This window comes from Rhizobium sp. 10N427 (genome assembly GCF_056394605.1).
The window spans coordinates 177,306-189,847 of the sequence record NZ_JBFTID010000011.1 but is presented as its reverse complement, the minus strand read 5'-3'; the positions used below and the strand labels follow the sequence as shown (position 1 = coordinate 189,847).

General features: G+C 63.8%; 11 protein-coding genes and 1 pseudogene. 8 read left to right on the top strand and 4 right to left on the bottom strand.

Annotation, left to right across the window (positions count from 1 at the left end):
- The 8 genes and pseudogenes from AC1DIJ_RS22020 to AC1DIJ_RS21985 form a co-directional block, all read left to right on the top strand.
- Positions 1 to 160: pseudogene (locus AC1DIJ_RS22020) on the top strand (efflux transporter outer membrane subunit); the annotation flags it as partial.
- A 166-nt stretch (positions 161 to 326) separates the two neighbouring features.
- The gene (locus AC1DIJ_RS22015) at positions 327 to 1,376 is read left to right on the top strand and encodes a LacI family DNA-binding transcriptional regulator (protein WP_112385398.1); all 1,050 of its coding nucleotides are present in this window, start codon (positions 327 to 329) and stop codon (positions 1,374 to 1,376) included.
- Entirely contained in the window at positions 1,373 to 2,392 is a 1,020-nt protein-coding gene (locus AC1DIJ_RS22010) for a polyamine ABC transporter substrate-binding protein (RefSeq protein ID WP_112385399.1), read from the top strand. Before AC1DIJ_RS22015 ends, AC1DIJ_RS22010 begins: the two co-directional genes overlap by 4 nt.
- A 63-nt stretch (positions 2,393 to 2,455) precedes the next feature.
- Positions 2,456 to 3,283, top strand: a complete 828-nt coding sequence (locus AC1DIJ_RS22005) for an ABC transporter permease (RefSeq protein WP_112385400.1) — start codon at positions 2,456 to 2,458, stop codon at positions 3,281 to 3,283.
- Positions 3,280 to 4,059, top strand: coding sequence for an ABC transporter permease (locus tag AC1DIJ_RS22000; RefSeq protein WP_112385401.1), 780 nt, complete (start codon positions 3,280 to 3,282; stop codon positions 4,057 to 4,059). Before AC1DIJ_RS22005 ends, AC1DIJ_RS22000 begins: the two co-directional genes overlap by 4 nt.
- Positions 4,052 to 5,074 carry an ABC transporter ATP-binding protein gene (locus tag AC1DIJ_RS21995; protein WP_112385402.1) on the top strand — a complete coding sequence of 341 codons (1,023 nt, stop codon included), beginning with the start codon at positions 4,052 to 4,054 and terminating at the stop codon, positions 5,072 to 5,074. Before AC1DIJ_RS22000 ends, AC1DIJ_RS21995 begins: the two co-directional genes overlap by 8 nt.
- A 4-nt stretch (positions 5,075 to 5,078) precedes the next feature.
- Entirely contained in the window at positions 5,079 to 5,999 is a 921-nt protein-coding gene (locus tag AC1DIJ_RS21990) for a nucleoside hydrolase (RefSeq protein ID WP_112385697.1), read from the top strand.
- The gene (locus tag AC1DIJ_RS21985) at positions 5,996 to 7,786 is read left to right on the top strand and encodes an adenine deaminase (protein WP_112385403.1); all 1,791 of its coding nucleotides are present in this window, start codon (positions 5,996 to 5,998) and stop codon (positions 7,784 to 7,786) included. Before AC1DIJ_RS21990 ends, AC1DIJ_RS21985 begins: the two co-directional genes overlap by 4 nt.
- Positions 7,787 to 7,980: 194 nt before the next feature.
- On the opposite strand, the gene AC1DIJ_RS21980 is transcribed toward AC1DIJ_RS21985, so the two are convergent.
- From AC1DIJ_RS21980 to AC1DIJ_RS21965, 4 genes are all read right to left on the bottom strand, one after another.
- Positions 7,981 to 9,150, bottom strand: coding sequence for a M20 aminoacylase family protein (locus tag AC1DIJ_RS21980; RefSeq protein WP_112385698.1), 1,170 nt, complete (start codon positions 9,148 to 9,150; stop codon positions 7,981 to 7,983).
- 93 nt (positions 9,151 to 9,243) lie between these two features.
- Positions 9,244 to 10,749 carry a tripartite tricarboxylate transporter permease gene (locus AC1DIJ_RS21975; protein WP_112385404.1) on the bottom strand — a complete coding sequence of 502 codons (1,506 nt, stop codon included), beginning with the start codon at positions 10,747 to 10,749 and terminating at the stop codon, positions 9,244 to 9,246.
- Positions 10,750 to 10,759: 10 nt separating this feature from the next.
- Positions 10,760 to 11,221: a tripartite tricarboxylate transporter TctB family protein gene (locus AC1DIJ_RS21970; protein WP_112385405.1), complete on the bottom strand. Its 462-nt coding sequence runs from the start codon at positions 11,219 to 11,221 to the stop codon at positions 10,760 to 10,762.
- A 179-nt stretch (positions 11,222 to 11,400) separates the two neighbouring features.
- Positions 11,401 to 12,384, bottom strand: coding sequence for a tripartite tricarboxylate transporter substrate-binding protein (locus AC1DIJ_RS21965; RefSeq protein WP_112385406.1), 984 nt, complete (start codon positions 12,382 to 12,384; stop codon positions 11,401 to 11,403).
- Positions 12,385 to 12,542 lie beyond the last annotated feature (158 nt).

The window sequence follows — 12,542 nt, the reverse complement described above, 5'->3', positions numbered from 1 at the left end:
GCGCAACGTCTCGACGGCCCAGGCAAGCCTGGCCGCTGCCGTCCAGCAGATGGCCAAGGACTACGTCTCGCTCAACGTCGCCGTCGGCGGCGGCTATGCGCCCGATGGCGCAAAGCCGAGTGCCGTCGCGAAGGTGCAGACGGTTGCGGTGAAGAAGTAATCACCGCTGAAACGATCCAGAAGAAGCCCCGCTCTGCGGGGCTTTTTTTATGTCCGCAACATCTAATACAGTGCGGAAAACGCCAGTTACGCTAAGATTCGATTCGACAACGCCACATGCTTCCTGTAGAGCCTGATTAAACGATTAATCAAACGCACGGCAAACCATGGCTTCGTCACGCCCGGGACCGAACTTGAGCAGGATAGCAACGTCGCTCGGCGTCTCCGTCGCGACTGTTTCCAATGCGCTTTCGGGCAAGGGCCGTGTCTCCGAGCAGCTGGCGGAAAAGATTCGCGAGCATGCCGCCGAGCTTGGTTATATCCCGAGCCAGGCAGGCCGGGCACTACGCACCGGCCGCAGCGGCGTCCTCGGCCTCGTGCTTCCCGATATTGCCAACCCGCTCTTTCCGAAAATCGCCCAGGCAATCGAATTCGCAGCCAAATCCGCGGACTACGGCGTGCTCATCGCCGATTCGCGCGGCGATGTGACGGCGCAGACCGAGGCGATCAACCGCCTGATCGAACGCGGTGTCGATGGCATGGTCGTCGTCCCCCGCCGCGCCACCCGCATCTCCGCCTCCAGCTGCCCAGTCGCCGTCATCGACACAGCCTCGACCCCCGGCAACACGGTTGCCGCCGACCACTGGCAGGGCGGCCAGCAGATCGCCGCCCATCTGGCAGGTCTTGGCCACAAGCGCATCCTGATCATCGGCAACAATCCGGAATCCAACGTCCAGAACGATCGCGCCGGCGGCATCCGTTCCGGGCTCGCCAAGGGCATGAGTTCTGAGATGCTCTGGATCGAAAGGCTGGAGCAAACGGCCGGCCCCGGCTGCCGGCTCGGCCTCGCCAGGAAGGCAGCCGAAGGCTTTACCGCCTTCGCCGCCCTTTCCGACCTGCAAGCCCTTCGGGCACTGACCGAGCTGCAGCAGGAAGGCATCAATGTGCCTGCCGATGTCAGCGTCACCGGCTTCGACGACCTGATCTGGTCACCGGTCGTCACTCCCGCGCTGACTACGGCGCGGATGGACATGGACAGGATCGCCGAGATCGCCATCTCGGCGCTGCTGAAGACCATTCTGGAAAGCGGCACCCGGGAGGGTGTCATCGTCACTGCGGAGACCGATCGCGTTCCGATGCAATTGATCGTCCGCCAATCCTCCGGGCCAGCGCGCCCGGCAAAAGAAAACCTGACAGATGGAGAACTCGCGACATGAAATCCCTCATCGCATCGGTAGCGCTCTTGGCGCTCTCCCCGCTGGCGGCAGCCGCGCAGGACCGGACGCTGACCATTTCCGTCTATGCCTTCGCACAGGACGACTTCAAGACGCTGGTCTACGATCCCTTTGAAAAGCAATGTGGCTGCAAGCTCGTCGTGGAAACTGGCAACAGCGTCGAGCGCATCGCCAAGATGGAAGCCAACAAGGCGAGCCCCGTCATCGACATGGCCGTCGTCTCGATGGCCGACGCGCTCTCGGCTTCCCGCAAGGACCTGATCGACAAGATCGACAGCTCCAAGCTCGCGAACTTCGACAAGCTCTATGATGTCGCCAAGGATCCGAACGGCGACGGCATGAGCGTTGGCTACACATTCTACGCCACCTCGATCGCCTACCGCTCTGACAAGATGAAGATCGAGTCCTGGGCCGATCTCCTGAAGCCTGAATATGTCGGCCACGTCGCATTCCCGAACGTTACCACCAACCAGGGCCCGCCGGCGCTCTTCATGCTCGGAAAGGCGATCGGCAAGGATACGCCTGACCTTAAGGGCGCGATCGCGGCCGTCGGCGAAAAGAAGGATGATATCGTCACCTTCTACGAAAAGTCCTCGCAGCTCGTGCAGCTGATGCAGCAGGAAGAGATCTGGGCCGCCCCGATCGGCCGCTTCTCCTGGGCAGGCTTCACCAAGCTCGACGTCCCCGTCGCCTGGGCAACCCCGAAGGAAGGCCAGACCGGCGGCATGAACGTCATGGTCCTCACCAAAGGCTCGAAGAACCAGGATCTCGCCCTGCAGTTCATGGATTTCTGGCTCTCCACTGACATCCAGACCAAGCTTGCCGAAAAGCTGGTCGATAGCCCGGCAAACAAGGAGGTGAAGCTCTCCGAAGCCGCTGCGAACAACCTCACCTATGGCGAGGACACCGCCAAGAGCCTGAAGCTCATTCCTTCTGCCGTGGCGCTCGACAATCGCGATGCCTGGCTGAAGGAATGGAACAGCACGGTCGGCCAGTAAGCCGCCGATCGCCGCCGGTCCCGGCCTGCCGGGACCGTTTCTTATCCGCCCGAAAGGCTCCCGATGTTTCAGAACCGAGCAGAAGCTTTGGCGCTTGCGCTGCCGGCCGCAATCTTTGCGGCCGTGGTCTTCCTGCTGCCCGTCGCCATTCTGCTCTCAGAAGGTTTTCGCGCTGACGGCGCCTGGACACTGTCGGCCTATACCGATTTCTTCTCAGAGCAGCTGAACCGCACCGTCTTCCTGCGCACTTTCCGGCTCGGCCTCGAAGTCACGGCCGTCTCGGCCGTCATCGGCTATGCCGCGGCCTTTGCCATCGTCAACCTGCCGCCGAAGGGCAAGGGTCGGATGATCGGCCTGGTGACGCTGCCGCTGATGATCTCGCCGGTTGCCCGCACCTATGCCTGGATCGTCATCCTCGGCCGCACCGGCATCATCAATCAGGCGATCACCGGCCTCGGCTTCAGCGACGAGCCACTGCGCCTGCTCTTCACCGAGACCGCCGTCTTCATCGGCCTGCTGCAGCTCTTCCTGCCGCTGATGATCCTGTCGCTGATCAGCGCCCTGGAAAACATGCCGAAGGACGCCATTCCGGCCGCCCGCGTGCTCGGCGCCAACTGGTTCCAGGTGTTCTGGAAGGTGATCCTGCCGCTCACCAAGGAAGGTCTTGTCGTCGGCGGCACCCTCGTCTTCACCGGCTCGCTCACCGCATACATCACGCCCGCCGTGCTCGGCGGCTCGAAGGTGCTGATGCTGGAGACCCTGCTTTACCAGCAGGTGTCCGTCTCCAACAATTTCGTCTCCGCCAGCGTCATCGCCTTCATGCTGATCGTCATGAGCTTCGCCGCCAACATTCTCTTGAAACGCCTGGCGACCGCGAGGAACAAGCGATGACCGCACGCCTCTTCCCGCCCATCGTCCTGATCCTGCTGCTGACCTTCCTGATCGGCCCGTTCCTGATCATCATTGCCGCCTCGCTCTCCGCCGGCGATACGCTCGCCTTCCCGCCGCAGGGCCTGTCGCTGAAATGGGTCGCCAAGGTCTTCACCATCGACAGCTTCCGCGAGAGCTTCGGCATGTCGATGTTCCTCGCCGTTTTCGGCACGCTCTCGGCGCTGATCCTCGGCATTCCCGCCGCCTACGCGCTGTCGCGCTACAAGCTGCCCTTCGCCGAGACCGTACGCACCATCGTTTCCCTGCCAATCATCGTGCCCGGCATCATCGTCGGCCTGGCGCTGCTGCGCTATCTGATCGTGCCCTTCGGCTTCAATATCACGCTGGCGCTGTTCTTCGCCCACACCGCGCTGGTGCTGCCCTATGCGGTGCGCGTCGTCTCGGCGAGCCTCAACAACCTGCGCTCCGATATCGAGGAGGCAGCCGTTCTCCTGGGCTCATCGCGATCCGGCGCCTTCTTCCGGGTGGTGATCCCGAATATCCGCGGCGGCATTCTCGCGGCCTTCATCCTCGGCTTCGTCACCAGCTTCAATCAGGTGCCAGTCTCGCTGTTCCTCTCCGGTCCCGGTGTCCGCACCCTGCCGATTGACATGCTGGGCTACATGGAGACCACCTACGACCCGTCGATCGCAGCCCTCTCCTCGCTGCTCGCCTTCCTTTCCATCGGCATCGTCTTCCTTGCCGAACGCTTTCTGGGATTCTCGCGTTATGTCTGATGCCTATCTTCAACTCGACAAGCTGACGCTGGCCTATGGCGATACGGTCGCGGTGAAGGACCTCGATCTCACGATCGAAAAGGGCGAGCTCGTCGCCCTGCTCGGCCCCTCCGGCTGCGGCAAGACGACGACGATGCGCTCGATCGCCGGCCTGCTGACACCCGCCTCCGGCCGCATCAATCTCGACGGCGACGACATTACCCGCGTCTCGGCCAACAAACGCAATGTCGGCCTCGTCTTCCAGTCCTATGCCCTCTTCCCGCATCTGACCGTTTACGAAAACGTCGCCTTCGGCCTGCGCCTCAAGGGCATGTCAGGCCAGGATCTTGACAAGCGCGTGACGTCGGGCATCAAGTCGGTCGGTCTCGCAAGCTTTGCCGCCCGGAAACCAGCCGAACTCTCCGGCGGCCAGCAACAGCGCGTGGCGCTTGCCCGCTCGATGGTGATGGAACCCAAGGTGCTGCTGCTCGACGAGCCGCTGTCCAACCTCGACGCCCGGCTGCGTCTGGAAATGCGCGCCGAGCTGCAGCGCGTCCAGAAGGAAACCGGCGTGACGATGATTTTCGTCACCCATGATCAGGTGGAGGCGCTGGCCCTTGCCGACCGGATCGTCGTGATGCTGAACGGCGGCATAGAGCAGATCGGTACGCCCGAAGATATCTACAATCGCCCCGTCTCCGCCTTCGTCGCCGATTTCGTCGGCTTCGAGAACGTCTTCAAGCTCGAAGGCGGCAAGCTCGTCACGCAAAACGGCCCGATCGATTTGCCGGCCCCTGCGCCTCAGGCTGCAGGGCTGGCGTGGCGGCCGCGCACGGTCATCCTTGGTTCCGGTCCTTTCCAGGGAACTGTGCGCGGCACCTCTTATGCCGGCAACACGCGGGAATACCTGCTCGACACCCCGCTCGGGCCGATCAAGGCGGAGGTCGATGCAGGCCTCGCCGCCCACCCGATCGGCACCGCGCTTTCCTTCGACCTTCCGCTTGCTGCAGCCGCAAGCCTTTCGCGCTTCGGGTGACATGATGGGAATTTGGATCGATACCGACATGGGCTTCGACGACATTGCCGCCATTCTGGTGGTGAAGCAGTCGGGCCTCGAAATATCAGGCGTCTCGCTGGTCTTCGGCAACACGCCGCTGCCACAGGTGAAGCTGAACGCATCAGGCGCCGCACAGGCCTTCGGCTGGACCTTCCCGATCCACAGCGGCCGCGCCAATCCGGTGCTCGGCAAGATCGAGACGGCTCAGGCGATCCTCGGCGACACCGGCATCCCAACCGCGGGCCGCACGCTGCCGCAAGGCTCGGCGCTGCCGGATAGCGATGCGTTCACCGCACTCTGCCGCTGGCTCGAAACAGATGGACCGCATCGCATCCTGGCCTTGGGACCGCTGACCAATATCGCAGCCCTAGCGCTCGCCCGTCCCGATCTCGCTGCCCGCATCACCGAACTCACCTGGATGGGCGGCGGTGTCACCATCGGCAATCACACGGCCTCAGCAGAGTTCAACGCGCTCGCCGACCCGGAAGCGCTGGCGATCGTCATCAGCCACGGCCTGCCGCTGAAGATGGTCGATCTCGATCTCTGCCGCAAAGTCCTGGCCAGGCCCGACGATATCGGCCCGATCCGTTCAGCCGGTGGCACCAATGCCGAACTGATCGCCGACATGCTCGCGGGTTACGTCAATATCGGCATCAGCCGCGGCCGCGCCGCCATGGCGATCTACGACCCCTCTGCCGCCGTCGCCTTCGTGGCCCCTGATCTGGTCAACTTCCGCGCCGCCCGCATCGATGTCGAACTCGCCGGCCAGTTCACTCGCGGCCGCACCGTCGTCGAGACGCGCGCAACCCATGCCGCGCCCAATGCCGAATTTGCTGTCGAGATCGATGCCGAGGCCGCCCGCGCGATGATCCTCGGCGCGCTCGAAAGCGAGGCCCGCAAATGACCCATTCGTTGCGCCAGGAACCGGCCGATCTCAACGATCCCCAATTGCGCGCCCGCGCCGTGGCCGCCGCCCGCGGCCACCTGCCCTTCGACATTCTCATAACGGGCGGCAAGCTGCTCGATGCCGTCACCGGCCTGATCCGCGAGGCGGATATCGGCCTGACCGGCCCGCTGATATCGAGCGTGCACGCTCCGAAAAGCCGCAGCGATGCCGCCGAAATCATCGACGCATCTGGCACCATCATCACCCCCGGCCTGATCGACACCCATATGCATGTCGAAAGCTCGATGGTGACACCGGCCGAATATGCCCGGGCCGTGCTGCCGCGGGGCGTCACCACGATCCTCTGGGATCCGCATGAGTTCGGCAATGTCCACGGCCTCGACGGCGTGCGCTGGGCGATCGAGGCATCCGCCGGTCTGCCGCTCCGCATGATCCTGCTCGCCCCATCCTGTGTGCCCTCGGCACCCGGCCTGGAGCGCGCCGGGGCTGATTTCGACGCTTCCGTCATCACCGAGATGCTGCGCTTGCCTGCGATCGGCGGCGTCGCCGAGGTCATGAACATGCGCGGCGTCATCGACGGCGACCCGCGCATGACCGAGATCGTCAATGCCGGTCTGGCATCCGGAAAGCTCGTCTGCGGCCATGCCCGCGGGCTGGAGGGCGCCGATCTCAACGCCTTCATGGCCGCAGGCATCACCTCCGACCACGAACTGACCTCCGGTGCCGACCTGTTGCAGAAGCTGGCTGCCGGCATGACCATCGAGCTGCGCGGCTCACACGATCACCTGCTCGCCGAATTCGTCGAAGCCTTGAACACCATCGGCCATCTGCCGCCGACGGTGACGCTCTGCACCGACGATGTTTTCCCCGATGAACTGCTTGATGGTGGCGGCCTCGACGACGTGATCCGCCGCCTGATGCGCTACGGTATGCGCCCGGAATGGGCACTCCGCGCCGCCACTTTCAACGCCGCGCAACGGCTGAAGCGCAGCGATCTCGGCCTGATCGCCGCCGGGCGCCGCGCCGACATCGTGCTCTTCGAAGATCTCACCGACTTCCGGGCGCGGCGGGTGATCGCCAGTGGCCGCACCATTGCCCGCGATGGCACCATGACCGCGGCGCCGAAGCCGCTCGATACCGCGCCACTCACCAATTCCGTCAAGCTCACTCCCTTCGGCCAAGACGACTTCAAGGTTCGTTCCGAGGGGACGCGCGTGCGCGTCGCCACCATCGACCGTCCGCGCTTCACCCAATGGGCCGAAGCTGAAACGTCAGTCGAAAACGGCTTCGTGGTCCCGCCCGCAGGTAGCACGATGATCTCGGTCGCCCACCGCCACGGACTGGCGGATGGCCGCCCGCGCACCGGTTTTCTGACGGGCTGGGGAGAATGGCGCGGCGCCTTCTGCACCACCGTCTCGCATGACAGCCACAACCTGACGGTCTTCGGCGGCAACACCGGGGATATGGCGGCGGCGGCGAATGCGGTGATCGCAGCAGGCGGCGGAATGGCCGTTGCGAAGGATGGCGTCATCCTGGCGCTGCTGCCTCTGCCGCTCTCAGGCCTCGTCAGCGAAGCCTCGCTCGCCGAGACGGCACAAGCCTTCCGCGACATCCGCAAGGCGATGGAAGAGATCGTCACCTGGCAGCCGCCCTACCTCGTCTTCAAGGCCTGCTTCGGGGCGACACTTGCCTGCAATATCGGTCCGCATCAGACGGATATGGGGATTGCCGATGTGCTGACGGGTAAGGTGCTGGAGACGCCAGTGGTGGAGATATTGTCCTAAGAATCGCTTGGAGGGCGTGGCCCCCTCATCCGCCCTTCGGGCACCTTCTCCCCGCTGGGAGAAGGGAAATCGCGCCCTTCGCGAATCTCAAATTATTGAAGCAAGGCCGCGCCACAAGTCCCTTCTCCCCTCGGGGAGAAGGTGCCGGTAGGCGGATGAGGGGGCCAAGTCCACTGCTCTTGCTCGCACGCGACCTAAGCCACCAACTCCCGCTCCACCAGCTTCACCCAATACGCCGCCCCAAACCCAAGCGCCCCATCATTGAAATCATAAGCCGTATTGTGATGCAGCGCCCCGTCCACAGCCGGGCCGTTCCCGAGCCAGACGTAACACCCAGGCGCATTCTGCCCGAAAAACGCAAAGTCGTCCCCCGCCGTCGACGGCGGAAAGCTGGTGCGCACTTTCGCCCCGAATACCTCACCCGCGGCACCCAGCGCCCGCGCCGTCACGTCGGCATCGTTGACGACAGGCGGAATGCGCCGTTCGAATTGATAGTCCGCAGCAATGCCAAACATCTGCGCGGTGCCACGCGCCAACCGGCCGATCTCTTCTTCCAGCTGGTCACGCACTTCGGGCGAATAGGCCCGCGCCGTGCCGCCGATCTCGACGATATCGGGGATGACGTTCAGCGCCTTCGGGTCACCCGCCTGCAGCGAGCAGGCGCTGACGACGGCCGGCTGCAGTGGATCAACGACGCGGCCGACGATGGTCTGCAGTGCCGCGATGAAGGTACCCGCAGCAGTGATCGGGTCGCGGCCGAGATGCGGCTTGGCGCCATGCGTGCCGGTGCCGCGGAAGGTGACGCGCCAGCTGTCGGATGAGGCAAGCTGCGGCCCCCCGACGACGGCAATCTCATCGGTGTCGAGACCGGGCATATTGTGCAGGCCGTAGACGGCATCGCAGGGGAAGAGATCGAACAGTCCCTCCTCGACCATGCGTTTTGCGCCGCCCCGGCCCTCTTCGGCCGGTTGGAAGATGAAATGCACGGTGCCGGAAAAGCTCTTGGTTTCGGCCAGATACCGGGCGGCGCCGAGCAGCATCGCCGTATGCCCGTCATGGCCGCAGGCATGCATCTTGCCGGGTACTGTCGATTTATAGGGGCGATCCGCCATCTCGGGCATGGCCAGCGCATCCATATCGGCGCGCAGGCCGATGCTGCGCGTGCCGTTGCCGACCTGTAGCGTTCCGACGACGCCCGTCATCCCCAGTCCGCGATGCACCTTGATGCCGGCCTCCTCCAGCAGTTTCGCGAGGATACCGCTGGTGCGCTCCTCCTCGAAGCCGAGCTCCGGATGGGCGTGCAGATCGCGACGAAGCGAGGTGAGAAAGGGCAGATCGTCGATGATCCCTGCGGGAATGGTCATGAGCCGGGATGTCCTTGCATGCGAAAACGGGCGCCAGACCGGCGCCCGCTTCATGGATCCTTTGTTCAACAAAGGAGCGGTGAGTTCAACCCCTCACGTTTCCTCGACGAACACCTCTTCGCGCTTCTTCTTGACGCTCGGCAGGAAGACGATGATCAGCACGCCGAGCGCGATGGCGAGCAGCACGGCGCTGATCGGACGCGTGACGAAGGTCGTCGGATCGCCGCGTGACAGGATCATCGCCCGGCGCAGGTTCTCTTCCAGCAGCGGGCCGAGCACGAAGCCGAGCAGCAGCGGCGCCGGCTCGCAGCGCAGCTTCGCCAGCACATAGCCGATGAGGCCGAAGAAGGCGACGGCATAGAGGTCGTAGACATTGGCGTTGACGCTGTAGACCCCGATCGAGCAGAAGGCCATGATGACAGGGAAGAGCACGTAGTAGGGCACCGTCAGCAGCTTCACCCAGAGACCGATCAGCGGCAGGTTGAGGATGACGAGCATCAGGTTGCCGATCCACATCGAGGCAATGATGCCCCAGAACAGCGCCGGCTGTTCGGTCGCGACATTAGGACCCGGAACGATCCCCTGGATGATCATCGCACCGACCATCAGCGCCATGACGGGGTTGGCTGGGATCCCGAGCGTCAAGAGCGGGATGAACGAGGTCTGAGCGCCCGCATTGTTGGCCGATTCGGGACCGGCGACGCCCGCCACCGCCCCATGACCGAATTCTTCCGGGTTCTTCGACGTGCGCTTCTCCACCGTATAGGAGGCGAAGGACGCGAGAATGGCGCCGCCACCGGGCAGGATGCCGAGCGCCGAGCCGATCGCCGTGCCACGGATCACGGGCGCGATCATCTGCTTGAACTCGCTCTTCGACGGCAGCAATCCGGACACTTTTGCTATCAGCACCGTTCGGGTCTTTTCGCCTTCGAGATTGCGCAGGATTTCGGCGATGCCGAAGACACCGACAGCGAGCGCCACGAAATTCAGCCCATCGGCATATTCGCGGATGCCAAGGGTGAAGCGCGGCGTCCCGGTATAGATATCGGTGCCGACGAGCCCGAGCAGCAGCCCGAGCGCCACCATCGCCAGCGCCTTGATGATCGAGCCATGCGCCAGCGCGATCGACGACACCAGGCCGACGATCATCAGCGAGAAATATTCGGGCGCGCCGAATTTCAGCGCGATCTCGGTGAGCGGCGGCGCGAAGATGGCGACGAGGAAGGTCGAGACCGTTCCTGCGAAGAATGAGCCGAGTGCTGCGATCGCAAGTGCCGCGCCTGCCCTGCCCTTGCGGGCCATCTGGTAGCCATCGATCGCCGTGACCGCCGAGGATGACTCGCCCGGCATGTTGATCAGGATCGCCGTCGTGGAGCCGCCATATTGTGCACCGTAGTAGATACCGGCAAGCATGATCAGCGAGGAGACCGGCTCCAGCTGGAAGGTGATCGGCAAGAGCATGGCGATCGTCGCCGTGGCGCCGATGCCGGGCAGCACGCCGATCAGCGTGCCCAGGAGAACGCCGATCAGGCAGAAGAGCAGGTTTGCCGGCGTTGCTGCCGTGGCGAAACCGAGGGCGAGATTGTTGAAAAGTTCCATGTCTCTCTCCTCAGAACCTGGTCCACGGACCGAAGCGCTCGAACGGCAGGCCGAGGCCATAGCTGAACACTGCGACCGAAAAGACCGTGAGGCCGAGCGACAGGATCAGCGCGTAGAAGACATTCATCTTCTGCGAGGCAAAGCAGGCGACGAAGGCGGTGAGAAACAGCGAGGGCGCAAAGCCGAGACCGCGCACCGTCAGGCCGAACAGAACGGGAGCAGGCAGGATGAAGAGCATGCCGCGCCAGGCAAATGGGTCGATCGGCTCGCCCTCGACGCGCAGCGCCTGGAAGAACACGATAGCGCCGAGGATGACGAGCACCCCTGAGAGCACCAGCGGAAAATAGCCCGGCCCCATGCGCAACGCCGTGCCGAGTTCCAGCGTGAAGGACTGATAGGCGAAGAACGCGCCGGTCGCGACGAGCAGCGCGCCGCAGATCGCATTGGTGGTGTCGAATGTGACAGATTTCATGGTGTCTCCGTGGGGTTGGAGAGAACTGTGGGTGGAGCCCCCTCATCCCCGGCGCAACGCGTTGCGCCTGAAACTGTCGGGCACCTTCTCCCCGCTGGGGAGAAGGAAAACCGCGTCCCCTCTCCCCAGCAGGGAGAGGGTTAGGGTGAGGGGGCCACAAGCTCCGGGCTTGCGACCACTCAGTCGGCGTATTCGCCGGCGGCTTCGATCACCGGCTTCCAGCGGGTGATTTCGCTCTCAAGCTTTGCCTTCAGGGCCGCAGGCGTCGCATCGGCGTCCGGCGACGGCACGGTGCCGAGTTCGGCGAAGCGTGCGGCGACATTGCTGTCTTTCAGGGCCACCTGCAGCGCCTTCGACAGGCGCTCGTTGACGTCAGCAGGCGTGCCCTTCGGCGTGTAGATGCCATGCCAGATGCCGACTTCGAAGCCCGGCAGGCCGCCTTCGACAGCGGTCGGAACGTCCTTCAGGACATCGAGGCGCTTCGGCGAGGTCACGGCATAGGCCTTGATCGTGCCGCCCTGGATCTGCTTCGTGGTGTTGGTCGTCTGGTCGCACATGATATCGACCTGACCGCCGAGAAGATCGGTCATCGCCGGGCCGGTACCCTTGTAGGGAACGGTCGTCAGCGGCGTCTGGATCGCGCTCATGAACATCATGCCGCAGAGATGCGAGGCCGCACCGATACCGGCATTGGCATAGGTGACCTTGTCCTTGTTCGCCTTGACATATTCGACGAGGCCCTTGAGATCGGCCGGTTCGAAATCCTTGCGGGCGACGATCGTCATCGGCACGTCGGTGACGAGACCGACATAATCGAAGGCGTTGAGCGTGTCATAAGCGAGCTTGCGGTAGAGCGTGGCGGACGTCGCCATGCCGATATGGTGGAGCAGGATGGTGTAGCCATCAGCATCGGCAGCCGCAACGCGTCCGGCGCCAAGCGTGCCACCGGCGCCGCCGACATTTTCGACGACGATCTGCTGCCCCAAATCCTTCGACATGGATTCGGCAACGAGGCGCGCGACGGTATCCGTCGGGCCACCGGCCGCGAACGGCACGACCATGGTGATGGTGCGTTCAGGATAGCCCTGTGCGGATGCACCGGCAGCGAAAAGAGAGACGGCGGCAGCGGCCGTCATGCCAAGCATGGCCTTGAAGAGTTTCATCGTTTTCCTCCCTGATGAAAACAGGCTGCCAGCGGCGCTTCCCGTGCGCGGCTGGAATGGCGGCCATTAACAGGAGGTAAACGGGCCCCGGCAATCGTCAGGCGCCACCGTCAGACAGAGATTTCGCCTGCGTGCGCTGCACCATGGGTCGATTTGGA